Below are 23,943 nucleotides of genomic sequence, written 5' to 3' on the forward strand. Positions count from 1 at the left end.
GTTGATAGGCCGGATGTGGAAGCCCAGTAATGGGTGAAGCTGACTGGTACTAATAGGCCGAGGGCTTGTCCTCAGTTGCTCGCGTCCACTGTGTTGGTTCTGAAACCACGAACGGCCCCATGCCATGGTCACGGTATGGTGCGGCTGTATGTGTTTCACAGTGTTTCGGTGGTCATAGCGTGAGGGAAACGCCCGGTTACATTCCGAACCCGGAAGCTAAGCCTCACAGCGCCGATGGTACTGCAGGGGGGACCCTGTGGGAGAGTAGGACACCGCCGAACAAATATTACGGGAAACCCCCGCACCTTATGGTGCGGGGGTTTTCTGCGTTTAGGGGTATGGATATTTCGACGGGCTCTTCGGGCTCTCTCCGTGAGAGAGCCCGTTTGATCTACAGGCGTCCCGCTGCCTTGAGGGCCAGGTAGGCGTCTGCGAGTGCGGGGGCCAGTTGGTCAGGTGTCGCGTCGACGACGGTGACGCCGTGCCGGCGGAGTTGGTCGGCTGTGCGATGGCGTTCTGCCTGGGCCTGGGCTGCCGCCGCCGCCTCGTAGACCGCCTCGGTGTTGCCGCGGGCGGTGGCCATACGGGCGATGTGGGGGTCGGCGACCGACGCCACCAGGACCGTATGGCGCTGGGTGAGCGGGGGGAGGACGGGGAGAAGGCCTTCCTCGACCGGGGCGGCGTCCAGGGTCGTCATGAGGACGATGAGGGAGCGTCGGGGGGCCGTGCGGAGGGCTGTGGCGGTGAGGCCGCGGGCGTTCGTCTCGACCAGTTCGGGTTCGAGCGTGGCCATGGCGTTGACCAGGGACGGGAGAACATCGCGTGCTGTGCGGCCCTGGACGAGGGCGCGTACTCGCCGGTCGTAGGCGAGGAGGTCGACGCGGTCGCCGGCGCGGGATGCCAGCGCGGCGAGGAGGAGCGCCGCGTCCAGGGAGGAGTCGAGGCGGGGGGCGTCGCCGACGCGCCCGGCGGAGGTGCGGCCGGTGTCGAGGACCAGGAGGATGTGGCGGTCGCGTTCGGGGCGCCAGGTGCGGACCGCGACCGATGCGTGGCGGGCCGTGGCACGCCAGTCGATGGAGCGGGTGTCGTCGCCGGGGACGTATTCGCGCAGGCTGTCGAACTCCGTGCCCTCGCCTCGGGTGAGGACGCTGGTGCGACCGTCCAGTTCGCGCAGGCGGGCCAGCTTCGACGGGAGGTGCTTGCGGCTGGTGAACGGGGGGAGGACACGCACGGTCCAGGGGACCTTGTGGGTGCCTTGACGGGAGAAGAGGCCGAGGGGGCCGAAGGAGCGGATCGTGACGCGGTCCGTCCGGTGGTCGCCGCGGCGGGTGGGGCGTAGGCGGGTGGTGATGCGGCGGCGTTCGCCGGGCGGGACCGTCAGGCGGTGGCGGGAGGCCTCCGTCTCCGTCCCTGGTTGCCAGCTGCTGGGGGGCCAGGCGTCGCGGAGGTGGGCGCGCAGGGGGCGGCGGGACGGGTTGGTGAGGGTGAGGGTGACGTCCGCCGCTTCGCCGAGACGGGCGGAGGTGTCGCCTGAACGGGTGAGGCCCAGTCGGCGTACCGGGGCGGCCAGGGCGAAGTCGCAGGCGCAGGCCACCGCCAGGGGGGCGTTGACGGCGAGGATGCCCGTCCAGCCGGGGTCCCAGATGCCGACGGGGAGGGAGCCCAGGGCCGCGAGGAGCGCGGTGCGTCCGGTGAGCGCCATCAGCGGGGTACGGGGACGTGGGCGAGGATCGCGGTGATGACGGAGTCGGCCGTCACGCCTTCCATCTCGGCTTCCGGGCGGAGCTGTACGCGGTGGCGGAGAGTGGGGAGGGCGAGGGCTTTGACGTCGTCGGGGATGACGTAGTCGCGGCCGGTGAGCCAGGCCCAGGCGCGTGCGGTGGCGAGGAGGGCGGTCGCGCCTCGGGGGGAGACGCCCAGGGTGAGGGACGGGGACTCGCGGGTGGCGCGGCAGATGTCGACGACGTAGGCGGTGATCTCGGGGGAGATCGTCGTCTTGGCGACGGCGGCGCGGGCCGCTTCGAGGTCGGCCCGTCCTGCGACGGGGCGTATGCCGGCGGCGTGCAGGTCGCGCGGGTCGAAGCCCTCGGCATGGCGGGTGAGGACGTCGATCTCCTCCTGGCGGGAGGGGAGCGGGATCGTCAGTTTGAGGAGGAAGCGGTCCAGCTGGGCTTCGGGGAGGGGGTAGGTGCCCTCGTACTCGACGGGGTTCTGGGTCGCCGCGACCAGGAACGGGTCGGGGAGCGGACGCGGGATGCCGTCGACGGTGACCTGGCGTTCCTCCATGGCTTCGAGGAGGGACGACTGGGTCTTCGGCGGGGTGCGGTTGATCTCGTCGGCGAGGAGGAGGTTGGTGAAGACCGGGCCGGGCTGGAAGGAGAACTCGGCGCTGCGGGTGTCGTAGACGAGGGAGCCGGTGATGTCGCTGGGCATGAGGTCGGGGGTGAACTGGACGCGCTTGGTGTCGAGTTCGAGTGCCGAGGCGAGGGCGCGGACGAGCAGCGTCTTGGCCACTCCGGGGACTCCTTCGAGGAGAACGTGTCCGCGGCACAGGAGGGCGACGACGAGGCCGGTCACGGCGGGGTCCTGGCCGACCACGGCCTTGGAGATCTCGGCGCGCAGGGCCTCCAAGGAGGCGCGGGCGCGGCCCGGATCCCCGGTGCTCCCGGCGATGTCAGTGGTCGGGTCCATCATGGACGGCGTACCTCTCTTTCGAGGGCGTCGAGTTGGTCGGCGAGCGCGATCAGGGCCGCGTCGTCGCCCGGCGGTGGGCCGAAGAGAAGGAAGTGCAGGGGCTGTCCGTCGCCGTGGAGATGGGCGGACAGGGCGGGGACGAGTGCCTCGGGCGCGTGCGCCTGGGTGACGGGGACGCCCAGGAGAGGGGCGAGGCGGATGCGGGTGGTGGAGCGAAGAGCGGCGGCCGCGCGGTCGCGGGCGTCGGCTTTGCGGTAGAGGCGGGCGCGGCCTTCGACGGTTTCGGAGGCGCGGATCGCCACGGGGAGTCTTTCGGGCACGAGGGGGCCGAGTCGGCGTGCCCGCCAGAGGGCGGCCAGGGCTGCGGCGACGAACAGCTGAAGTGTGCCCCAGAGCCAGCCGGAGGGGAGCAGGTCGAAGAAGCCCTTCTCGTCGTCCGGGTCGGTGGCGGCGGTGTCGGAGAGCGAGGGGAGGTACCAGACCAGATGGCTGCGGGAGCCGAGGAGTTGGAGGGCGAGCGAGGCGTTGCCCTGTTCGTCGAGGCGGTTGTTCTGGAGGATGTCGGGCGCGCCGAGGACCACGGTGTCGCCGTCGCCGGAGGTGTCCGGGATGCGGAGCAGGGTGGCAAGGCGCTCGCTGGGGTAGCACTCGTCGGCGTCGAGGTGGCGGGTGGTGTAGCGGATGCCGCCGGTCTCCGCGGTGCCGGCGCGGCGGGCGGCGGGCAGCGCGCAGTCGGGGGAGAGCGCGGAGCCGCGGCTGGTGGCGGGGTCCGCGGTGACGCCGGGGGCGAGGGTTCCCACGGACCAGCCGCTGGGGGCGACGAGGACGGTCCGGCCGCCGGAGCCGGCGAGCGCCGTGTGCAGCAGCCGTTGTTGACGTTCCGCCAGGAGATCAGGGGCGGCGACCAGGAGAGTGGTGTCCGGGCGTGCCGCGGCGCGGGCCTCGGCCAGGGTGGTGACCACGCGGGTGGACACGCCGCGGTCGGCGAGGAGTTCGGCTGCCGCGCGGCTGCCGTAGGGGTCGGCGGAGCGCGGGTCGAGGGCGCCGTGGCGGGCGTCGGACTGGAGCGCGGCGAGTGTGACGGCCCCCGCCAGGAGCAGTACGAGCGCGAGAGCGATGCCCCGCGCGCGGGTCCACAGCCGCAGGGCGGTGGGCGAGGCCGAGGTGGACGGGAGCGTGGCCTCGGTCGTCATCCGGCGGCTCCCCGGTGGGCGGGGTGGTTCGTCGTGGTGTGGGTGCTGCTCGCCGTCAGCCGGGGCTTGGCGCGTTCCAGGTCGAGGTCGAGTTCGGCCATGCGTCCGTACGCCTGCTGGGTGGCGCGGCGGCCGCCGTACGTCACGTCGTCGAAGTCGCGGGCGGCGGCGCGGAGTCGGTCGGTGTGGGCGGGCAGGGTGCGGCCTGCGTCGGCGGCGGCCTCGTCGGCCGTGCGGCCGGGGCGGGTGTCGAGGAGGGCGCGTTCCTCCAGGGAGCGGACGATGGCGCGCATGCGTTCCTTGACGGCCTGGTTCCAGTGGCCCTGGGCGGCTTGTGCCTCGGCGGCCGCGCGGTGTTCGGCGGCGCTGCGGGGACGGTCGTCGAAGAGGGCGGAGGCGGAGGCGGGCGGGCGGCGCGGGGAGCCCAGGCGCCACCACAGGGCGCCCACGACGGCCGCCAGGGCCAGGACGACGACCACCAGGCCGAGTGTGCCGCCGGGGGTGGCCGTCGAGGCGGTGTCGAACAGGTCGCCGATCCAGTCCCAGAGGGCGTCCAGGGCGCGCTGGAACGGGCTCGGGTCGTTCTGGTGGTACAGGTCCTTGGACAGTTCACGGCGGGCCGCCTCGCGCGCGGGGTCGCGCGGGACGGTGAGCGGCGGTTCGTCGTCCGAGCGGGCCGCCAGGGACAGCGTGGCTGCGTCGCCCGCTCGGAGCAGCGCCGCCACGGCCCTTGCGGCGACGCCGGGCAGGGCCGCCGGGCCGGCGTCGGTGAAGCCGGGCAGCGGTGCCCTCACGGGCAGGGCGCCCGGGAGCGGTACCGCTGTGAGAACTCCCCCCGCCAGGCTCACCGCATCAACTCCCCGGGGTCGTGCCGGGAGCGGAGGCGCCGTAGCCCTGGAGGCCCGCGGCGCGGGCCAGGTCGAGGTCGAGGGCCTCGCGGCGGATGCGCTGGTCGACGTAGAGGAGCACGGTGACTCCGGCCGAGATCGGGAAGGTGATCATGGAGCCGATGACCGAACCGATGCCGCTGACGATCAGGTAGGTCCAGCCGTAGTCGCTGGTCGCGTCGACCATGCCGCTGACTCCCCCGTCGCTCAGGGCGGCGCCGAGGAGTGCGAAGGGGACGACCACGATCATCGCGACGATGTTCGCGATGATCAGGGCGAGCAGCTGAATGCCGAAGACGCGCCACCAGGAGCCGCGGGTGAGCTTCAGGGAACGGCCCAGCGCCTTCTTGATGCTCTGCTTCTCCAGCATCAGTGCGGGCGAGGCGAGGGAGAGGCGGATCAGCAGCCACAGCACCAGGACGATCGAGCCGAGGATGCCGAGGGCCTTGAGCGCGGCCCCCGCGTCGGAGTTCCCGGCGGCGCTCACGAGGATGCCCGGCAGCAGGCATACGAGGACGGTGGCGGCGGCGGCGACCATCAGCAGGAAGATCAGGCCGAACAGCTTGAGCACCTGGGGGCGGGCGTCGCGCCAGGCCTCGCCGAGGGCGACCGGTTTGCCGAGCACCGCCCGGCTGGTGACGGCGGTGAGCAGGGCGGTCGCCGTGATGGTGCCGATGAGGGTGATGAGGAGGACGGGACCGGAGGCGCGCAGGGCGTCGCCCATGGCGTTGAGCTGCTCGTCGGCGGTGGCGCTCGGGTCGCCGAGCGCGGTCGTGTCCGTGGTGGCGTCCAGGACGAGGCCCTGCAACAGGACGACGAAGATCTCGGTGATGACGGCGACGGTCAGCGAGATGCCCAGGACCGTGCGCCAGTAGGTGCGCATCGTGGCGACGGCGCCGTCGAGGATCTCGCCCACGGCGAGCGGACGCAGCGGGATCACGCCGGGCTTCGCCGCGGGCGGAGGGCCGCCCCAGCCCGTGCCCCAGCCGGGAGCGCCGTAGCCGCCCGGCCCGGGGCCCGTGGGGCCGCCGGGGTATCCGCCGCCGGGGCCGGCGGGCGGGTAGGTGCCCCAGCCGGGGCCGGGCGGCGGAGGCGGTGGGGGCGGCGGGGTCTGGCCCGTGCCGCGGCCCGGGTTCTGGGGGCCTGCGGGCGCGGACCACTGGCCGGGGCCGGGCGGGGGCTGTTCCTTGGACCACTTCGTGCCGGGGCTCTGCGGGTTCGCGCCCGGCTGGTCCGCGGGCTGGGCGTCGGCGGGGCGGTCCGTGGGCTCGGCGGGGTGGGACGCGCCGGGCTCCTGTCCGTCGGACGGGGCGGATCCGGGCGAGGCCCAGCCCGGAGTGTCTTTCATCGTCGCTCCTTCACGGTGCCCGTCCGCGGGCGCGGCGGCAGGTTGGGAGCCATCGTGCCATGGGGCGTTGATCGGGTGACCGGCCGCGGTAGGGGCTGCACACCTTCAATTGTCCGCCGGATCGGGGGCAGACTGACCGCATGGCTGATCAGTACGCGCAATCCGGCGAGGACAAGCGGCCGGCCGAGATACCTGCGATCCGTTGGGAGGAGCTACCGGAAGGTCCCGTGCTGGTCCTGCTCGACCAGACGAGACTGCCGGCCGAGGAAGTCGAGCTGGTGTGTACGGACGCGTCCGCGCTGGTCGAGGCGATCCGTTCGCTGGCCGTGCGCGGGGCACCGCTGCTCGGGATCGCCGGGGCGTACGGTGTCGCGCTCGCCGCCGCACGCGGCTTCGACGTGGACGAGGCCGCGAACGCGCTCGCGGGCGCCCGCCCCACGGCGGTGAACCTGTCCGTGGGTGTGCGCCGGGCCCGGGCCGCGTACCGCGCGGGGATCGCCGAGGGCGGCGATCCGGCGCAGGGCGCGCGGGCCGCGCTGGCGGCCGCGCGGCAGCTGCACCGGGAGGACGCCGAGGCCAGTGTCCGGATGGCCGGGCACGGGCTGGCGCTTCTCGACGAGCTGCTGCCGGGCGGCGGGCACCGGGTCCTCACCCACTGCAACACCGGTGCGCTGGTGTCGGGCGGGGAGGGGACGGCGTTCGCGGTGGCGCTCGCGGCGCACCGGGTGGGCCGGCTTCGCAGGCTGTGGGTGGACGAGACGCGTCCGCTGCTCCAGGGCGCCCGCCTCACGGCGTACGAGGCGGCCCGCAACGGCATGGCGTACACCCTGCTGACGGACAACGCGGCGGGTTCGCTCTTCGCGGCGGGGGAGGTGGACGCGGTGCTGATCGGGGCGGATCGCATCGCGGCCGACGGGTCGGTGGCGAACAAGGTGGGGAGCTATCCGCTCGCGGTGCTGGCGCGGTATCACCATGTGCCGTTCATCGTGGTGGCGCCGGTGACGACGGTGGACCTGGAGACGCCGGACGGGGCGTCCATCGAGGTGGAGCAGCGACCCGGGTTCGAGGTGACGGAGGCCATGGCGGCCCAGGCGCCGGTGACGGGAGCGGGCGGCGGGATTCCGGTGGCGCCGCTGGGGACCCAGGCGTACAACCCCGCGTTCGACGTGACGCCGCCCGAGCTGGTGACGGCGATCGTCACGGAGGAGGGCGCGGTGTCGCCCGTGACGGCCGACGCGCTCGCCGAGCTGTGCGGCAGGGCGCGCCAGGGAGGTGCGGGGGCGGCACTCTGACCGCCCGTCGACGCCCCGTCGGTCACCCGCCGGCCGCCCGTGGATCAGCTGTCGATCAGCCGTCGGCCGGCCGGGTGTGCCGGGCTCGGACCTACGAGCGTGCGGGCTGGTCGGCGATCAGGAGGGTCGTGCCCGCGGGGCGGAAGCCGAGGCGGGCGTAGATGCGGGCGACGGTCTCCTCCGCGTAGGCGAGGAAGATCGTCTCGACGCCGTGGGCGCGGGCGTGGGCGACCAGGGCCGCTGTCACGGCGGCGGCCAGTCCCTGGCGGCGGGCGGAGGGGAGGGTGCCGACGCCGCCGATCTCCGTGGTGGCGTTCGCCGGGTGGTAGTGGCCGGTGGCCAGGGGGGTGCCGTCCGGGGCGAGGGCGGCGACGAGGGTCTTGTGGCCGGCGCGGATCGTGGAGCGGACCGCGGCCACCGTGCCGTCCCCGGTCAGCACCTCGGACCGCCTCGACAGGGCCGCGCGGTCCCTCTGGCCCGCCGCGGGGGCGGACTCCTCGGCGAGGGGCTCCCCGGCGAGGCGCTCCTTGGCGGAAGACTCCTCGGCGAGAGGCTTCCCGGCGAGGCGCTCCTTGGCGAAGGCCAGGTGCGGGACGGCGAGTGCCGCGGGCAGGGCGGGGTCGTCCGCGGTCAGCGCGCGCACTGTCACGCCGTCCGGCACGGGTTGCGGGGGCAGCGGACGGTGCGGCGGCAGCACCATCAGCGGGCGTCGCAGCACCACGAGGCCTGCGGCCTCGAGCCGGGCCCGCAGCGCGGGTGCCGACTCGGCCAGCCATTCGAACGCCTCCGGCACACCGAGCTCACGCTGCCGGGCACGCACCCGGGCGATGTCGGCGGCGTCCACGGGGGCCGCGCCGGTGGGCCGGGCATGGCTCGGGCCGCCGTAGTACGGGGCGCCGGGCTCCTTGCGTACGAACAGGCACAGGGGGCCGAAGTCCTCGGCGTCGGCGAACAGAAGGGGCACGGTGGCGTAGTACCGCTCGATGCGGTCGCGCAACGGGTCGCTCATGCGGCGCATCCCACCATTGGACGGCGCCGACCGCACCGAGATTTCCCGCCGGGGCCGCTGTCACACCGGCGGCGGCGGAGGGCGGGGCGGGCGGGGCGCACTGGGCGGGGGCGGGGCGGACGGGGGCGGACAGTGACCGCTCCGCAGGACCGTCGTCACTGGCAGGTGCCCTTGCTCGACCCGTTCACCTGCGTGTCCTTCACGGTGATGAGACGTGGTGAGAAGGGGATGCGCCGGGCCCGACAGCCGCACACCGTGCGCAGCACCGTCGGTTCCGGCGACGTCAGCCCCGCAGTGAACCGGCCCTGCCCCGTTGCCGGCCACGGGGCACAAGGCGATGAATCTGCTGCGGATCGGTGTCGCGGCCCGGCTCCTGGTACTTCAGCTTCCGGCCTCGATCTCGGCCTCGATCTCCGCGTCGGCCACCGCGATGGCGATGCCGAGCGCCGCGGTGAGGTTGCCCGCCGCCGTCATCACACGGGCCGTGCCCACGATGGGGGCGATGGCGACCAGGACGTCCTGTACCTGAGCGGCGGTCAGATCGGCCCTGAGCGCGGGGTCGACGTGGGCGAGGTAGGAGACGGGGGGCGCGTCCGAGGCCGCGAGCGCGGCGATGCGGGTCAGGATGAGCGTGTCCGGGGGCAGACCGCATCGCTCGAGTGAGTCGATCGTCATGGCGGCGAGGGTGTCCAGGACCGGGGTGTCGGATGCTGTGGACATGCCGAATGGCCTCCTTAGGCGCCTGCGACGCCGAGATGGTGTGCGGCGGAGGCGGACGGAAACGGGCATCCGCGGGCGCCACGTCCTCGTTCAACCGTAGGAGCGTTCGGGGCGGCGCGCGCGTGGGAACTCCCTCCGGGCCCGATGCCACCGGCTCTCCCGGGAGCCCCGGAGCCCGGGGCGGATCGGCGGATCCTCACCCGGCTCGCCCCGGTGGATCCTCACCCGGCTCACCCCGGCCCCTCGGAGCCCCGCGTCGTCACGCGACGGCTGCGTAGGCTTGCGCTGAGTCACGACGTCCCTGTGCAGTCGTGTGTCCGGACCGCCTGACACCGGTGCTGACATCGACGTCGGCGGCCCCGGGCAGACAGTGACCGCCTCGTACGACTATCGTCACTGGCCGGTGAGCCTTCTCACCTGCGCTGCCTTCACCGTTATGAGAATGGGATGATGTCGTTTATGAAGGGACGAGTCCTTGTCGTCGACGACGACACCGCACTGGCCGAGATGCTCGGCATTGTGCTGCGTGGTGAAGGTTTTGAGCCGTCTTTCGTAGCCGACGGTGACAAGGCGCTGGCCGCTTTCCGTGAGGCGAAACCCGACCTGGTGCTGCTGGACCTGATGCTGCCCGGCCGGGACGGCATCGAGGTGTGCCGCCTGATCAGGGCGGAATCCGGCGTGCCGATCGTGATGCTCACGGCGAAGAGCGACACCGTCGACGTCGTCGTCGGTCTGGAGTCCGGCGCCGACGACTACATCGTGAAGCCGTTCAAGCCGAAGGAGCTGGTCGCCCGGATCCGGGCGCGGCTGCGGAGGTCCGAGGAACCGGCGCCCGAGCAGCTCGCCATAGGCGACCTCGTCATCGACGTGGCCGGTCACTCCGTGAAGCGGGAAGGTCAGTCGATCGCGCTGACGCCGCTGGAGTTCGACCTGCTGGTCGCGCTGGCGCGCAAGCCCTGGCAGGTGTTCACCCGCGAGGTGCTCCTCGAGCAGGTGTGGGGCTACCGGCACGCCGCCGACACCCGCCTGGTGAACGTGCACGTCCAGAGGCTGCGCTCCAAGGTCGAGAAGGACCCCGAGCGACCGGAGATCGTGGTGACCGTCCGTGGCGTCGGATACAAGGCAGGACCGAGCTGACATGTCCGGAGACAGTGCCGCTTCGGCCCCCGGTCGCTCCGGGGCCCGTCCGGAGCGGCCTGTCGGCCGTAGGACGCCGCGTTCGCGCTTCGCACGCCTCCTCGAAGGGGGGCTGTTGCAGGGCGGGGTGCAGGGCAGCCCCGTCCTGAGGCTGCTGCTGCGCTGGGTGCGCCGGCCGCTGCTGCCCGTCATGCGGCTGTGGCGGCGCAACATCCAGCTCAAGGTCGTCGCCACGACACTGCTGATGTCGCTGGGCGTCGTCCTGCTGCTCGGCTTCGTCGTCATCGGACAGGTGCGCAACGGACTGCTGGACGCCAAGGTGAAGGCGTCCCAGAGCCAGGCCACCGGCGGATTCGCCGTGGCCAAGCAGAAGGCCGACGAGGCCGCCGGCGCGGGCGCCGACGACGGGACCCCGGCCGACGGCGGCGCCTCGCAGAACGTCATCGAATGGATGAGCGAGCTTGTGCTGTCGCTGTCCAGCGGCGGCCAGGGCGCCTTCGACGTGGTCACCCTGCCCCCCGGCGACGTCAGCGGCGTCGCCCGCGGGCCACGCGCCTCCGGCTTCGTCGACCCCGACAAGAGCGTCCCGGAGAAGCTGCGCGAGCAGGTCTACAGCAGCACCGGCGCGGCCCAGAGCTACTCCCGGATCATCTACCTCAACGACAAGGAATCCCAGCCGGCCCTGGTCATCGGCAAGCAGGTCAACGACCCCAACGGCGATCCGTACGAGCTGTACTACCTCTTCCCGCTCACGCAGGAGGAGAAGTCGCTGAGCCTGGTCAAGGGGACGCTGGCGACCGCCGGGCTGTTCGTCGTCGTCCTCCTCGGGGCCATCGCCTGGCTCGTGGTGCGGCAGGTCGTCACACCGGTGCGGATGGCCGCCGGGATCGCCGAGCGGCTGTCCGCCGGGCGGCTCCAGGAACGGATGAAGGTCACCGGCGAGGACGACATCGCCCGCCTCGGCGAGGCCTTCAACAAGATGGCCCAGAACCTCCAGCTGAAGATCCAGCAACTGGAGGACCTGTCACGGATGCAGCGACGGTTCGTGTCCGACGTCTCGCACGAGCTGCGGACGCCGCTGACGACCGTCCGCATGGCCGCCGACGTCATCCACGACGCCCGGGTCGACTTCGACCCCATCACCGCGCGGTCCGCCGAACTCCTCGCCGACCAGCTCGACCGGTTCGAGACACTGCTCGCGGACCTGCTGGAGATCAGCCGCTTCGACGCCGGCGCCGCCGCCCTCGAGGCCGAGCCGATCGACCTCAGGGAGGTCGTCCGGCGGGTCGTCAGCGGGGCCGCGCCGCTCGCCGACCGCAAGGGGACGAACGTACGCGTCATCGGCGACCAGCAGCCCGTCGTCGCCGAGGCCGACGCCCGGCGGGTGGAGCGGGTGCTGCGGAACCTGGTGGTCAACGCCGTGGAACACGGCGAGGGCAAGGACGTCATCGTCAAGCTGGCCGCCGCGGGCGGGGCCGTCGCGATAGCCGTGCGCGACTACGGCGTCGGCCTCAAGCCCGGCGAGGCCACCCGTGTCTTCAGCCGGTTCTGGCGCGCCGACCCGGCACGCGCGCGTACCACCGGCGGTACCGGTCTGGGGCTGTCCATCGCCCTGGAGGACGCACGACTGCACGGCGGCTGGCTGCAGGCCTGGGGAGAGCCCGGCGGCGGCTCGCAGTTCCGGCTGACGCTGCCCAGGACCGCCGACGAGCCGCTTCGGGGTTCGCCGATACCCCTCGAGCCCAAGGACTCCCGTCGCAACCGGGGAGACCTCGACGACGCCGGTCTGCCGCGCGGCGGCGGCCAGAAGAGCGCGACGGTGCCGATACAGCCCGTCGGCGAACAGCTGTCGGCCGCCCGGAGCACGCTCACCCCCCGGATGGGCGCCGCGACCCCCACGGCCGACCCGACGGCACTGCCCGGCAACGGCGCGCGCGTGGTGCCCCGGCCCGCCCCGGGCACGGGCGGCGGCGGACGCGGGGAGGACGAGTCCCGGGATGCGGGGATCGGCGGGACCGGCGGGACCGGCAGGGCCGGCAAGGCTGATGGGGAAGTGCACGGCGAGAACCCGGAACAGCCGGAAACGGGCGGTACGGGGGAAACGGCCGGCCCGGATGACGCGCGGGAAACGCGGGACACGCAGGACACGCGGGAAACGGCGCTGAGGGGGACTTCGGACCGGCAGAGCGCCGGGGCGAAGGGCTCGAACGAGCAAGGGGAGGCATTTCGTGGGCGCTGAGTGGCGCGAGGGGGGAACCCGGCGCACGCCGGTGCGCGCGGTGGCGTACGCCACCTGTGGCGTCGTCCTGCTGGCCGGGTGCGCCTCGATGCCCGACAGCGGGGATCTGCGCGGCGTCGAGTCCACACCGCGCCAGGACACCCAGGTACGGGTGTTCGCGATGCCGCCCCGGGACGACGCCCAGCCCCTGGAGATCGTCCAGGGCTTCCTCGAAGCGCTCACCAGCGACGACCCGGGCTACGCGACGGCCCGCCAGTACCTGACCGACAGAGCCGCCCAGAAATGGGAGCCCGAACGGTCCACGACGGTCCTCACGGACGGGCCGGCGACCGACGCCGGACCCACCGGGACCCGGGACGACGGCGACGACTACTCGTACACCCTGACCGGCACACGGGTCGCCACCGTCGACGCACAGCAGTCGTACGCGCCTGCCTCGGGCAACTACGGCCAGGTGGTCCACCTCAGCCGCGACAAGAAGAACGGCCAGTGGCGCATCGACGCCCTTCCCCAGGGCGTCGTCATGGGCAAGTCGGACTTCCAGCGCAACTACGTGTCCGTCAACAAGTACTACTTCGCCTCCAACAGCACGGCCGACGGCTCCCGGCAGCCCATGGCCGTCGCCGACCCCGTCTACGTCCGCGAACGCGTCGACCCGATGACGCAGATGGTGCGCTCCGTGCTCACCGGACCCACCAGCTGGCTCCGCCCCGTCGTCAGATCCAGCTTCCCCACCGGAACCGCGCTGCCCAAGGGCGTCACCGCACTGGCCCTCGACGACCAGAACAAGCTCACCGTGCCGCTGAACGACAAGGCCGCCCACATCGGGCAGGGCAAGTGCGACGAGATGGCCGCCCAGCTGCTGTTCTCCCTGCGCAGCCTGACCCCCGCCGTCGACGAGATCGCGCTGCGCGCGGGCGGCACCCAGCTGTGCTCCCTCAGCGAGGAGCGGGCCGGGGCCGTCGCCGCCCGCGGCTCCGAGACCAACCCCGGCTACCTGTACTTCATCGACGGCCAGCACCGCCTCGCACGGATGACGAGCGGCAGCGGCAACACCAAGGGCGACCCCGTGCCCGGAGCGCTCGGCGACGGCACCAAGGCACTGCGCTCGGTGGCCGTGGCCCGCGACGAACACAGCGCCGCCGGAGTCGCCCTCGACGGCAAGACGCTCTACGTCACCTCCACCGTCTCCGGCAGCTCCATCGGCGACCCCGTACTCCAGAGCAAGGGCAAGACGGAGACCGACCGGCTCACCACCCCCAGCTGGGACGCCCAGGGCGACCTGTGGGTCGCCGACCGCGACCCCGCCGCGCCCCGGCTGCTCCTGCTGGAGAAGGGCGGCGGCCAGCCCCTGGAGGTGCTCACGCCGGGACTCGACGGCCGTATCAACGCCGTACGGGTCGCCGCCGACGGGGTGCGGATCGCGCTCATCGTCGACAAGGGCGGCAAGCAGTCCCTGCTCATCGGACGGATCGAACGAGGCCCGGGCACCGGCGAGCAGCAGTCCGTGTCGCTCCAGGAACTGCGGTCCGCGACACCGGAGTTGGAACAGGTCACGGCCATGTCCTGGGCCGGGGACAGCCGGCTCGTGGTCGTCGGGCGCGAGGCCGGCGGCGTGCAGCAGGTGCAGTACGTGCAGTGCGACGGCTCGATCCCCGAGGCGGGCACCCTCCCCGGCCTCACGGAGGTCACGAGCATCGCCGCCTCCGAGGACAGCGACATCCCGCTCTTCGCGACCTCCAAGGACGGGCTGCTGTGGCTGCCCGGCGGAAGCGGGTGGCGGACGCTGAAGGAAACCGCCTCGGTCGCGTTCTACCCCGGGTGATCTTTGCCCCGGGTGCGGGGCTTCAGGTGGTGGGTGCCGGGTGCGGGGCTTCAGGTGGTGGGCATCGGGCGCGCGAGGCGGGGGTGCAGGGCGGCTCGGGGCGGCCTGGGGCGGCCTGGGGTGCGGAACTCGCGGGGCTGGAGTGGGCCAGGGGTTCGGGGAGAACTCCTCGGACTCCTTCTGCCTTTGGGCCGGGGTTTCCCGGGGGCCGTATTTCGCCTGCTGCTTTTGGTGTTCCGAGGGCCATCGGTCTGTCTTCGGTCTGTCTTCGATCGGCCTTCGGTCTGTCTTCGGGCCGCCCTTGTTCCCGTTCCCGAAAGTTTTCCACAGGGCTCTCCGGGTGGTTTTCCACAGGGGTGGCGGGCCGCTTCCCGCATCGGCACAGTAGGGGGCGTGGAAGGCGTTCGCAGGTGGTGGCAGGAGCTCGCCGGCTTGGTGCTGCCCGCCGAGTGCGGGGGCTGCGGAAGCGCGCGTACGGTGCTCTGCCCGCAGTGCCGTGCGGCGCTGAGCGGGGCCGCGCCGTTCCGGGTCCGCCCGGTGCCGGAACCGCCCGGGCTGCCCGCCGTGCACGCGGCGGCCCGGTACGCGGACGAGGTACGGGCGGCGCTGCTGGCCCACAAGGAACGCGGCGCGCTGACACTGGCGCGACCGCTGGGCGCGGCGTTGGCGGGGGCTGTGCGGGCAGGGGTGGGGGAGGTGGGGTGGGGGGAGGGGGAGGGCCCCCACCCCCTCGGAGACCTCCTGCTCGTCCCCGTCCCCTCCACCCGGGCGGCGGTGCGGGCGCGTGGGCATGATCCGGCGCGGCGGATCGCGTTGGCGGCGGCCGGGGAGCTGCGGCGGGCCGGGGTGCCGGCGCGGGTGGCCGCGGTGCTGCGGCAGCGGCGGGCCGTGGCCGACCAGTCGGGGCTCGGCTCCAGGCAGCGCCTGGACAACCTGGTGGGCGCGCTGACGGTGGTGCCCGGGGGCGCGCGGGTGCTGTGCGGTGGGCCGGTGGTTCTGGTCGACGACGTGGTCACGACGGGCGCCTCGCTGGCGGAGGCTGCGCGGGCGGTGCGGGAGGTGCGGGCGGTTCGGGTGCCTGCGGCGGCGGAGTGGGCGGGACAGGGGGAGAGTGTGCGGTGTGGGGAGGAGACGAAGGGTGCGTTGTGTGGTGAAGGGGCGACTGCCGGGTACGTGGGTATCACTCGGGAAGACAGTAGGAAGCTGTCGGGAGCGGAGGAGGGAGGCGCGGACGTGGTGTCGGTGAGACCGCCGGACGACGTCGGCGGAGCCGGTGACGTGCTCTGCGCGGCCGTGGTCGCCGCGTCGCCGGACTCTTTCGAAATAAACCGGAACTGAGCGGGAAGTTGCGTCGTTGCAGGTAATGAGAGGGCCAATTCGCCTGAACGGAGGTACGCCGCAGTAGAGGGTGACGACATCCGTCCGGGCGAGATATGTTCGGTTGTGAGGGAAAGCCGCAGGCCACACCTCTCATATCCGAATGCCGTGCTGCGGTTTTCGTAATCTTCCGCAGCACCTGGGGTGTAGATCTCGCCCATGGGGGAGGAGGAGGTGGAAGTCACCGAGTCCGAGGTTCCGGTGCTCACCGGAGCCTGGTGCAAAAGGGAGACGCTCCGCACCGAAGCGGAGTGATCCGGGAACGGAGTTCTGCGTGGACATCGTCGTCAAGGGCCGCAAGACCGAGGTGCCCGAGCGGTTCCGCAAGCACGTGGCCGACAAGCTGAATCTGGAGAAGATCCAGAAGCTCGACGGCAAGGTGATCAGCCTCGACGTGGAGGTGTCCAAGGAGCCCAACCCCCGACAGGCCGACCGGTGCGACCGAGTGGAGATCACGCTCCGCTCCCGCGGCCCTGTGATCCGGGCGGAGGCGGCGGCCAGCGACCCGTACGCGGCACTCGACCTGGCGGCGGAGAAGCTCGATGCCCAGCTGCGCAAGCAGCACGACAAGCGTTACACGCGCCGCGGCGCCCGCAGGATCTCCGCGGCGGAGGTTTCCGACTACGTCCCGGGTGTGGCGACGCTCAACGGCAACGGCCGTCCCGTCCCCGCCGGTGAGTCGGACAGCGTGCCGACGAAGCGGATCGGCTCGCTTGAGGTGCAGGGCGACGGCCCCCTCGTGGTGCGCGAGAAGACCCACGTCGCCGCTCCGATGACCCTCGACCAGGCCCTCTACGAGATGGAACTGGTCGGACACGACTTCTATCTGTTCGTCGACTCCGAGACCAAGCAGCCCAGCGTCGTCTACCGACGTCACGCCTACGACTACGGCGTGATCTACCTCGACACCGACCCGATGGTGGCCCAGGCGCACGCGCCCGAGGCGGGCGGCACGTTGGGCGGCTGACGCTGCCCGGTGACAGCTGAGCGGTGTGCCCCTGGAGCGCTGTGTGCGCCCCCAGGGGCACCCGTGTGCGACCCCTTGGGGCCCCACTCTGTCACCGCGTTGTCGTCCGGGCATGGAATCATGGCCAGGGCGGCTCAACCGGTGGGCCGCTGCCTTGGGTTGGCGACGGCACAGGACCACGGCCACAGCCTTCAGGGGGAGGAACGATGGCGGACAGCTTCGGACCGATGCGGGACGACGATGCCGACGACGGCGTCGTCGGCATGGGCCCGGACGGGGGCACCTCACGCAAGGAGCCGATCAGAGTCCTTGTCGTGGACGACCACGCCCTGTTCCGCCGTGGACTGGAGATCGTGCTCGCGGCCGAGGAGGACATCCAGGTCGTCGGCGAGGCCGGTGACGGCGCCGAGGCCGTGGACAAGGCGGCCGACCTGCTGCCGGACATCGTGCTGATGGACGTACGGATGCCCAAGCGCGGCGGTATCGAGGCGTGCACCTCCATCAAGGAGGTGGCTCCCAGCGCGAAGATCATCATGCTGACGATCAGCGACGAGGAGGCCGACCTCTACGAGGCGATCAAGGCCGGCGCGACCGGCTATCTCCTCAAGGAGATCTCCACGGACGAGGTCGCCACCGCGATCCGCGCGGTCGCCGACGGGCAGTCCCAGATCAGCCCCTCCATGGCGTCGAAGCTGCTCACCGAGTTCAAGTCGATGATCCAGCGGACCGACGAGCGTCGCCTCGTCCCCGCGCCGCGGCTGACGGACCGGGAGCTGGAGGTGCTCAAGCTGGTCGCCACGGGGATGAACAACCGTGACATCGCCAAGGAGTTGTTCATCTCCGAGAACACCGTGAAGAACCATGTGCGCAACATCCTGGAGAAGCTTCAGCTGCACTCCAGGATGGAGGCGGTCGTGTACGCGATGCGGGAGAAGATTCTCGAGATCCGGTGAGCCGGGTGAGCCGGGTGAGCCGTCGAGCGAGGCGGTCCGTCGAGCCGGGCCCGGGCCCGAGTCCGAGTCCGGCTCGGACCCGGGTCAGGCCAGTGCGCGGGTGAGTTCTCTGGCGAGGGGCTCGCGCAGTTCCGGGGCGTCCACACGCTCCACGCGTACGTCCGTGCAGTCCACCCAGGTCGCCGCCTCCAGCAGGGCCTGGGCCACCGCCGAAACCGCCTTCGGGCCGTCCAGGGTGACCTGTCTGGCGATCAGGGTGCGGCCCTCGCGGGCCGGGTCCACACGGCCGACGAGCCGGCCGCCGGCCAGGACCGGCATCGCGAAGTAGCCGTGGATCCGCTTCGGCTTGGGGACGTAGGCCTCCAGGCGGTGGGTGAAGCCGAAGATCCGTTCGGTGCGCGCCCGCTCCCAGATCAGGGAGTCGAAGGGCGACAGGAGCGTGGTGCGGTGGCGCCCGCGCGGGGGCGCTTCCAGGGCCGACGGGTCGGCCCAGGCGGGCTTGCCCCAGCCTTCGACCGTGACCGGGACCAGGCCCGAGTCGGCGATCACGGTGTCGACCTGTTCGCCCTTGAGACGGTGGTAGTCGGCGATGTCCGCGCGCGTGCCCACGCCGAGCGACCGGCCGGCCAGGCGGACGAGGCGGCGCAGGCACTCGGTGTCGTCCAGCTCGTCGTGCAGCAGGTCGGCGGGTACGGCGCGTTCGGCGAGGTCGTACACGCGCTTCCAGCCGCGGCGCTCCACGCAGACCACCTCGCCGTACATCAGCGCGCGTTCCACGGCGACCTTGGTGCCGGACCAGTCCCACCATTCGCTGGTCTTCTTCGCTCCGCCCAACTCGGTCGCGGTGAGGGGGCCTTCGGTGCGGAGCTGCTTGACGACCTGTTCGTACGTGCCGTCCGGGAGCGCGTGGTTCCAGTGCGGGCGGGCCCGGTAGGCGCGGCGGCGGAAGGCGAAGTGGGGCCACTCCTCGATGGGAAGGATGCAGGCGGCGTGGGACCAGTACTCGAAGGCGTGCGGTCGTGCCGCGGGGGTGCCCGCCGACTCGGGCTTCCAGTACGCGTCCTCGATCGTCCTGCGGCCTACCGCTCCCAGTCGGGCGTAGGGGATCAGCTCGTGGGAGCGGGCGAGGACCGAGATGGTGTCGAGCTGGACCGCGCCGAGGTGACGGAGGACGCCGCGGACGCCGGTCTTGCGGTCGGGTGTGCCGAGGAAGCCTTGCGCGCGCAGGGCGATGCGGCGGGCTTCGTCTGCCGAGAGCGCGGTGTCGGGGCGCGGGGTCGTCATGGCTCGCACGATAGGGGGTGGGACTGACAGTGCGGGGTGAGCTGGGGGTTGGGGGTGCAGGGGTGGGAGCGAGGGCGGCTTCGCCGCGGTCTTCTCCCCCGTCGCCGCCCCCGCCCTTTCCGTCCCTTGGGGCTGCCGCCCCCCAGGCCCCAGCCGCCCCCAGGCCTCAGCCGCCCCCGGGCTCCGGCCGCCCCTCCCAGACCCCAGCCGCCCCCAGGCCCCCGCTTTCGGCCTGGACGGCCTCGTCCTCAGACGGCGGACGGGCCGGCTGGGCCCCCGGACGCTCCGGGCGGGCTGGAGAGTGCCGGAACATACGGCGCCGTCGAGGGCAGTCCCAGGTCCGACGGGAGCAGTGAGGCCAGCCAGCAGTCGCGTCGTACGCCCTTGTTGGCGATGGCGGAGCGCAGGGTGCCTTCCAGGGTGAAGCCGGCGTTCTCGGCGACCGCGCGGGAGGCGGTGTTGCCGAGCTCGGCCCGCCATTCGACGCGGTCGACGGGGAGCGTGGTGAAGGCCCAGCGGGCCGCGGTGAGGGTGGCCTCGGTGGTGTAGCCGTGGCCGCGGTGTTCCTTGGCCGACCAGAAGCCGACCTCGGCCGTGCCCGGGGAGCGCATGGTGAGGCTGAGGACGCCGGTGAGGGCGCCGTCGGGGAGGAAGACGCCGAAGGTGAACATGGAGCCGCTCGTCCAGCCTTCCGGGGCGAGCAGTTCGACGAAGCTTCGGGCGTGCTCGGGGAGGTAGGGGGAGGGGATCGTGGTCCAGCGCTGGATGTCGGGGTCCTGGGCGGCGGTGTACACGGCGTCGGTGTCCCGCGGGCCGAGGGGGCGCAGGACGAGGCGGGGGGTGGTGAGGGTGACGGGCTCGGGCTCCATCGGCCGATTCTGCGCGGGGTGCCCCGGCGGCGCCATCTTTTTCGCCGCGTGTGAGCGCGTGATCACAATTCGCGCAATTCGTCCGGCGGGCGCGGCACCATCGGCGGGGCCCGGCCGTTGTCCTGTTTGAAGAAGATTTTGGAGCAGGCGCGCAGCAGTGTGTGGTCCTCGTGGCGGCAGGCCTCCCGGGGCGGCGGGGTCCTCGCATACGATGGCCGTTGCTCAGCAAGTCCACTGGAAACCGACCGTCCCAGGCCCGACCGGCAAGGAGACCAACCCCCGTGTCCGTCCTCTCGAAGATCATGCGTGCAGGCGAAGGCAAGATCCTGCGCAAGCTGCACCGCATCGCGGACCAGGTCAACTCCATCGAAGAGGACTTCGTCGACCTCTCCGACGCCGAGCTGCGGGCCCTCACCGATGAGTACAAGCAGCGGTACGCCGACGGTGAGAGCTTGGACGACCTGCTGCCCGAGGCCTTCGCCACCGTGCGCGAGGCCGCCAAGCGTGTCCTCGGCCAGCGGCACTACGACGTGCAGATCATGGGCGGTGCCGCACTGCACCTCGGCTACGTGGCCGAGATGAAGACCGGTGAGGGCAAGACGCTCGTCGGCACGCTGCCGGCGTATCTGAACGCGGTGTCCGGCAAGGGCGTCCACCTGATCACGGTCAACGACTACCTGGCCGAGCGCGACTCCGAGATGATGGGTCGCGTCCACAAGTTCCTGGGCCTGGAAGTCGGCTGCATCCTCGCCAACATGACGCCGGCGCAGCGCCGTGAGATGTACGCGTGCGACATCACGTACGGCACGAACAACGAGTTCGGCTTCGACTACCTGCGCGACAACATGGCGTGGGCGCAGGACGAGCTGGTCCAGCGAGGCCACAACTTCGCCATCGTCGACGAGGTCGACTCCATCCTGGTCGACGAGGCGCGTACGCCGCTGATCATCTCCGGTCCGGCCGACCAGGCCACCAAGTGGTACGGCGACTTCGCGAAGCTGGTGACGCGCCTGAAGAAGGGCGAGGCCGGCAACCCGCTCAAGGGCCTCGAGGAGACCGGCGACTACGAGGTCGACGAGAAGAAGCGCACGGTCGCCATTCACGAGACCGGTGTCAGCAAGGTCGAGGACTGGCTGGGCATCGACAACCTGTACGAGTCGGTGAACACCCCTCTGGTGGGCTACCTGAACAACGCCATCAAGGCGAAGGAGCTCTTCAAGAAGGACAAGGACTACGTCGTCATGGACGGCGAAGTCATGATCGTCGACGAGCACACGGGCCGTATCCTCGCCGGCCGCCGCTACAACGAGGGTATGCACCAGGCGATCGAGGCGAAGGAAGGGGTGGACATCAAGGACGAGAACCAGACGCTCGCGACGATCACCCTGCAGAACTTCTTCCGCCTCTACAAGCGTCACGATCATGACGAGAAGGAACAGCCCGGCCTCTGCGGCATGACCGGTACGGCGATGACCGAGGCCGCCGAGTTCCACCAGATCTACAAGCTCGGCGTGGTCCCGATCCCGACGAACAGGCCGATGGTCCGCAAGGACCAGTCCGACCTGATCTACCGCACCGAGGTCGCGAAGTTCGAGGCGGTCGTCGACGACATCGCGGAGAAGCACGAGAAGGGCCAGCCGATCCTCGTCGGTACGACGTCGGTCGAGAAGTCCGAGTACCTGTCGCAGCAGCTCTCCAAGCGGGGTGTGCAGCACGAGGTGCTGAACGCCAAGCACCACGAGCGTGAGGCGTCGATCGTCGCCCAGGCCGGCCGCAAGGGCGCCGTGACGGTCGCGACCAACATGGCCGGCCGTGGTACCGACATCAAGCTCGGCGGCAACCCGGACGACCTCGCGGAGGCGGAGCTGCGTCAGCGCGGCCTCGACCCCGAGGAGCACATCGAGGAGTGGGCCGCCGCGCTGCCCGCCGCTCTGGAGAAGGCCGAGCAGGCGGTCAAGGCCGAGTTCAACGAGGTCAAGGAGCTGGGCGGCCTCTACGTGCTGGGTACGGAGCGGCACGAGTCGCGTCGTATCGACAACCAGCTGCGCGGTCGTTCCGGCCGTCAGGGCGACCCGGGCGAGTCCCGTTTCTACCTGTCGCTGGGCGACGACCTGATGCGGCTGTTCAAGGCGCAGATGGTCGAGCGCGTGATGTCGATGGCGAACGTGCCGGACGACGTGCCGATCGAGAACAAGATGGTCACGCGCGCGATCGCGTCCGCGCAGTCGCAGGTGGAGCAGCAGAACTTCGAGACGCGTAAGAACGTCCTGAAGTACGACGAGGTGCTCAACCGTCAGCGTGAGGTCATCTACGGTGAGCGGCGCCGCGTTCTGGAGGGCGAGGACCTCCAGGAGCAGATCCACCACTTCATGGACGACACGATCGACGCGTACGTCGGCGCGGAGACCGCCGAGGGCTTCCCGGAGGACTGGGACCTGGACCGGCTGTGGGGCGCCTTCAAGCAGCTCTACCCGGTGAAGGTCACCGTCGAGGAGCTGGAGGAGGCGGCCGGTGACCGGGCGGGTCTGACCGCCGAGTTCATCTCCGAGTCCATCAAGGACGACATCCGTGACCAGTACGAGTCGCGGGAGTCGCAGCTCGGTTCCGAGATCATGCGTGAGCTGGAGCGCCGGGTCGTGCTGTCGGTCCTGGACCGCAAGTGGCGCGAGCACCTCTACGAGATGGACTATCTCCAGGAGGGCATCGGCCTGCGGGCGATGGCGCAGAAGGACCCGCTGGTCGAGTACCAGCGCGAGGGCTTCGACATGTTCTCCGCGATGATGGACGGCATCAAGGAGGAGTCCGTCGGCTACCTGTTCAACCTGGAGGTCCAGGTCGAGCAGCAGGTCGAGGAGGTCCCGGTGGAGGACGCCGCGCCGGTCGACATGGAGAAGCAGGACGTGGTGCCGGCGCAGGCGGGTTCGCGTCCGGAGATCCGGGCGAAGGGGCTGGACGCTCCGCAGCGTCGTCAGCTGCACTTCTCGGCTCCGACGGTGGACGGCGAGGGCGGCACGATCGAGGGCGACTTCGACAGTGACGAGGACGAGCCGGTGCGCTCCGAGGCCGATGGCCTCACGCGCGCGGAGCGCCGCAAGCAGGCGAAGGCCGGGCGGCGGCGCAAGAAGTAGGGCACGAGTAGGGCACGGCTGCCTGCGGCGCCGTCTGCCGGGCGTGACGTGTGATGCGTGGCGTACGGACGCGGCGTACGACGTGACGGACGCGGCGTATGACGTGACGGACGCGGCGTATGACGTGACGGCGCTGTGGGCTCCGTAGCGGCTTGAGGGCCGGGTCACCTTCGGGTGGCCCGGCCCTCTGCCGTTCGGCGGCCGCAGGGCGGTTCAGTCGTCCTGGGGGTGGGGCCTGCGGGTGCCGTCGAGTTCCACCGCGGTGCAGCGCCAGCGGTGGTCGGTGCCGAGTTCCAGGCGGAAGGCCATGGCCCGTACGCGGTCGCCGGCGCCGATGCGGGCGAAGGCCTCGATGGCGCCGGGGCGTGGGACGTAGTAGCCGATGTCCCGGACGACGGGACGGACGCCGTGGGTGGTGCGCAGGGGGCCGCGTTCGGCGAGGTGGGCCAGGTCGTCGTAGGCGTGGCCGAGGGTGTGCCGGAGCATGAAGTGCACGGGGCGCCGGCCGGTCAGGACCGCGAGGAGGCGGTCGGCGAAGAGGTCGGTGGGGCGGGGCTGGGAGACGGGGCGGCGGGGGGTCTGGGCGGGGACGGACGGGGAGCCGGTGGGGGCGTTGGCATCGGCGGGGGCGACTGTGCCCGTGCCCGTGCCCGTGCCGGTGCCCGTGCCGGTACCGGCCCCGGGGTGGGTCGTCGGGTGGTGGGTGAGGGACCGGGGGGTTGTGGGGCGGCCGTCGGCCGGGCGGGTGCGGGTGGGGGAGCCGGCGCCGGGGGGACCGGGTGGGCGGCCGCCCGCGGGTGCCGTACGGGGGGCGCCGCCGCTCGGGGTGCGGGGTGGGGCGGCCGCGGGGCGGCGGGTGTCGCGGCGGCCGGGAGGGCGGGCGCCTGGGTGGTGCTGCGTCCGTGTCATGACCTTGTCCATGGGTGTCCCCGTTCGCTGGGCTCGGCTCTACCGGTCGGTAACTTGCCGTTGCGGATCTTGTACGGGGTCACGGTCCGTGACGGCAAGGAAGCGGGGCGTC

18 protein-coding genes and 1 rRNA gene are annotated in these 23,943 nt (G+C 71.8%); 9 read left to right on the forward strand and 10 right to left on the reverse strand.

From position 1 onward, the window contains the following. Positions 1 to 164: 164 nt before the first annotated feature. Positions 165 to 281: ribosomal RNA gene (rrf, locus tag ABT070_RS25880) — 5S ribosomal RNA — on the forward strand. Between the two features lie 110 nt (positions 282 to 391). Here the strand turns inward: rrf and ABT070_RS25885 are convergent. Genes ABT070_RS25885 through ABT070_RS25905 form a run of 5 tightly spaced genes read right to left on the reverse strand, consistent with a single transcriptional unit; the run spans position 392 to position 6,122 of the window. Further along, positions 392 to 1,702 (reverse strand): DUF58 domain-containing protein, encoded by a 1,311-nt coding sequence (locus tag ABT070_RS25885; RefSeq protein WP_351764258.1) that lies wholly within the window; start codon positions 1,700 to 1,702, stop codon positions 392 to 394. After that, a complete protein-coding gene (locus ABT070_RS25890) occupies positions 1,702 to 2,691 on the reverse strand; it encodes an AAA family ATPase (protein WP_351764259.1) in 990 nt (329 codons plus the stop codon). The genes ABT070_RS25885 and ABT070_RS25890 overlap by 1 nt, the downstream gene beginning before the upstream one ends. Continuing rightward, positions 2,691 to 3,887 (reverse strand): DUF4350 domain-containing protein, encoded by a 1,197-nt coding sequence (locus tag ABT070_RS25895; RefSeq protein ID WP_351764260.1) that lies wholly within the window; start codon positions 3,885 to 3,887, stop codon positions 2,691 to 2,693. Before ABT070_RS25895 ends, ABT070_RS25890 begins: the two co-directional genes overlap by 1 nt. Then, entirely contained in the window at positions 3,884 to 4,735 is an 852-nt protein-coding gene (locus ABT070_RS25900) for a DUF4129 domain-containing protein (protein WP_451099027.1), read from the reverse strand. Before ABT070_RS25900 ends, ABT070_RS25895 begins: the two co-directional genes overlap by 4 nt. A 4-nt stretch (positions 4,736 to 4,739) precedes the next feature. Beyond that, positions 4,740 to 6,122: a glycerophosphoryl diester phosphodiesterase membrane domain-containing protein gene (locus ABT070_RS25905; RefSeq protein ID WP_351764261.1), complete on the reverse strand. Its 1,383-nt coding sequence runs from the start codon at positions 6,120 to 6,122 to the stop codon at positions 4,740 to 4,742. Between the two features lie 140 nt (positions 6,123 to 6,262). Between ABT070_RS25905 and mtnA the strand changes: the two genes are divergently transcribed. Next, the gene (gene mtnA, locus ABT070_RS25910; RefSeq protein ID WP_351764262.1) at positions 6,263 to 7,414 is read left to right on the forward strand and encodes an S-methyl-5-thioribose-1-phosphate isomerase; all 1,152 of its coding nucleotides are present in this window, start codon (positions 6,263 to 6,265) and stop codon (positions 7,412 to 7,414) included. A 91-nt stretch (positions 7,415 to 7,505) separates the two neighbouring features. Here mtnA and ABT070_RS25915 read toward each other — a convergent pair whose 3' ends face one another. Continuing rightward, positions 7,506 to 8,432, reverse strand: a complete 927-nt coding sequence (locus ABT070_RS25915; protein ID WP_451099029.1) for a GNAT family N-acetyltransferase — start codon at positions 8,430 to 8,432, stop codon at positions 7,506 to 7,508. A gap of 372 nt (positions 8,433 to 8,804) precedes the next feature. Then, a complete protein-coding gene (locus ABT070_RS25920; protein ID WP_351764264.1) occupies positions 8,805 to 9,143 on the reverse strand; it encodes a carboxymuconolactone decarboxylase family protein in 339 nt (112 codons plus the stop codon). Between the two features lie 447 nt (positions 9,144 to 9,590). Between ABT070_RS25920 and mtrA the strand changes: the two genes are divergently transcribed. The 6 genes from mtrA to ABT070_RS25950 all read left to right on the forward strand — a co-directional run bounded on the left by mtrA (position 9,591) and on the right by ABT070_RS25950 (position 17,641). Then, on the forward strand, positions 9,591 to 10,280 hold the full coding sequence (gene mtrA, locus ABT070_RS25925) for a two-component system response regulator MtrA (RefSeq protein ID WP_187281934.1): 690 nt from the start codon (positions 9,591 to 9,593) through the stop codon (positions 10,278 to 10,280). Position 10,281: 1 nt separating this feature from the next. After that, on the forward strand, positions 10,282 to 12,519 hold the full coding sequence (gene mtrB / locus ABT070_RS25930) for an MtrAB system histidine kinase MtrB (protein WP_351764265.1): 2,238 nt from the start codon (positions 10,282 to 10,284) through the stop codon (positions 12,517 to 12,519). Continuing rightward, a complete protein-coding gene (locus tag ABT070_RS25935; protein ID WP_351764266.1) occupies positions 12,509 to 14,344 on the forward strand; it encodes an LpqB family beta-propeller domain-containing protein in 1,836 nt (611 codons plus the stop codon). The genes mtrB and ABT070_RS25935 overlap by 11 nt, the downstream gene beginning before the upstream one ends. Before the next feature lie 393 nt (positions 14,345 to 14,737). Further along, a complete protein-coding gene (locus ABT070_RS25940; RefSeq protein ID WP_351764267.1) occupies positions 14,738 to 15,682 on the forward strand; it encodes a ComF family protein in 945 nt (314 codons plus the stop codon). A 313-nt stretch (positions 15,683 to 15,995) separates the two neighbouring features. After that, the gene (gene hpf / locus ABT070_RS25945) at positions 15,996 to 16,688 is read left to right on the forward strand and encodes a ribosome hibernation-promoting factor, HPF/YfiA family (protein WP_351764268.1); all 693 of its coding nucleotides are present in this window, start codon (positions 15,996 to 15,998) and stop codon (positions 16,686 to 16,688) included. Positions 16,689 to 16,894: 206 nt separating this feature from the next. Continuing rightward, positions 16,895 to 17,641, forward strand: a complete 747-nt coding sequence (locus ABT070_RS25950; RefSeq protein WP_020133042.1) for a response regulator — start codon at positions 16,895 to 16,897, stop codon at positions 17,639 to 17,641. Between the two features lie 84 nt (positions 17,642 to 17,725). Here the strand turns inward: ABT070_RS25950 and ABT070_RS25955 are convergent, their stop codons facing one another. Together ABT070_RS25955 and ABT070_RS25960 are read right to left on the reverse strand one after the other, a co-directional pair. Beyond that, positions 17,726 to 18,925, reverse strand: coding sequence for a winged helix-turn-helix domain-containing protein (locus ABT070_RS25955; RefSeq protein WP_351764269.1), 1,200 nt, complete (start codon positions 18,923 to 18,925; stop codon positions 17,726 to 17,728). Between the two features lie 248 nt (positions 18,926 to 19,173). Further along, complete coding sequence (locus ABT070_RS25960) at positions 19,174 to 19,794, reverse strand: GNAT family N-acetyltransferase (protein WP_351764270.1); 621 nt, start codon at positions 19,792 to 19,794, stop codon at positions 19,174 to 19,176. Positions 19,795 to 20,075: 281 nt separating this feature from the next. Here ABT070_RS25960 and secA point away from each other — a divergent pair, with 281 nt between their 5' ends. After that, positions 20,076 to 22,922, forward strand: coding sequence for a preprotein translocase subunit SecA (secA, locus tag ABT070_RS25965; protein WP_351764271.1), 2,847 nt, complete (start codon positions 20,076 to 20,078; stop codon positions 22,920 to 22,922). 213 nt (positions 22,923 to 23,135) lie between these two features. Here the strand turns inward: secA and ABT070_RS25970 are convergent, their stop codons facing one another. Continuing rightward, positions 23,136 to 23,843: an Rv3235 family protein gene (locus tag ABT070_RS25970; RefSeq protein WP_351764272.1), complete on the reverse strand. Its 708-nt coding sequence runs from the start codon at positions 23,841 to 23,843 to the stop codon at positions 23,136 to 23,138. Positions 23,844 to 23,943: the final 100 nt, after the last annotated feature.

The organism is Streptomyces sp. NPDC002884 (assembly GCF_040295245.1).
In the GTDB taxonomy this organism is placed as follows: domain Bacteria; phylum Actinomycetota; class Actinomycetes; order Streptomycetales; family Streptomycetaceae; genus Streptomyces.

Excerpts from the sequence above, each read along its gene's own strand:
- ABT070_RS25915 (WP_451099029.1), bottom strand. The coding sequence starts at position 8,432 with ATGCGCCGCATGAGCGACCCGTTGCGCGACCGCATCGAGCGGTACTAC.
- mtrB (WP_351764265.1), top strand. The coding sequence starts at position 10,282 with ATGTCCGGAGACAGTGCCGCTTCGGCCCCCGGTCGCTCCGGGGCCCGT.
- mtnA (WP_351764262.1), top strand. The coding sequence starts at position 6,263 with ATGGCTGATCAGTACGCGCAATCCGGCGAGGACAAGCGGCCGGCCGAG.
- ABT070_RS25895 (WP_351764260.1), bottom strand. The coding sequence starts at position 3,887 with ATGACGACCGAGGCCACGCTCCCGTCCACCTCGGCCTCGCCCACCGCC.
- ABT070_RS25890 (WP_351764259.1), bottom strand. The coding sequence starts at position 2,691 with ATGGACCCGACCACTGACATCGCCGGGAGCACCGGGGATCCGGGCCGC.
- ABT070_RS25885 (WP_351764258.1), bottom strand. The coding sequence starts at position 1,702 with ATGGCGCTCACCGGACGCACCGCGCTCCTCGCGGCCCTGGGCTCCCTC.
- ABT070_RS25920 (WP_351764264.1), bottom strand. The coding sequence starts at position 9,143 with ATGTCCACAGCATCCGACACCCCGGTCCTGGACACCCTCGCCGCCATG.
- mtrA (WP_187281934.1), top strand. The coding sequence starts at position 9,591 with ATGATGTCGTTTATGAAGGGACGAGTCCTTGTCGTCGACGACGACACC.
- ABT070_RS25960 (WP_351764270.1), bottom strand. The coding sequence starts at position 19,794 with ATGGAGCCCGAGCCCGTCACCCTCACCACCCCCCGCCTCGTCCTGCGC.
- ABT070_RS25955 (WP_351764269.1), bottom strand. The coding sequence starts at position 18,925 with ATGACGACCCCGCGCCCCGACACCGCGCTCTCGGCAGACGAAGCCCGC.
- ABT070_RS25905 (WP_351764261.1), bottom strand. The coding sequence starts at position 6,122 with ATGAAAGACACTCCGGGCTGGGCCTCGCCCGGATCCGCCCCGTCCGAC.
- ABT070_RS25970 (WP_351764272.1), bottom strand. The coding sequence starts at position 23,843 with ATGGACAAGGTCATGACACGGACGCAGCACCACCCAGGCGCCCGCCCT.
- ABT070_RS25950 (WP_020133042.1), top strand. The coding sequence starts at position 16,895 with ATGGCGGACAGCTTCGGACCGATGCGGGACGACGATGCCGACGACGGC.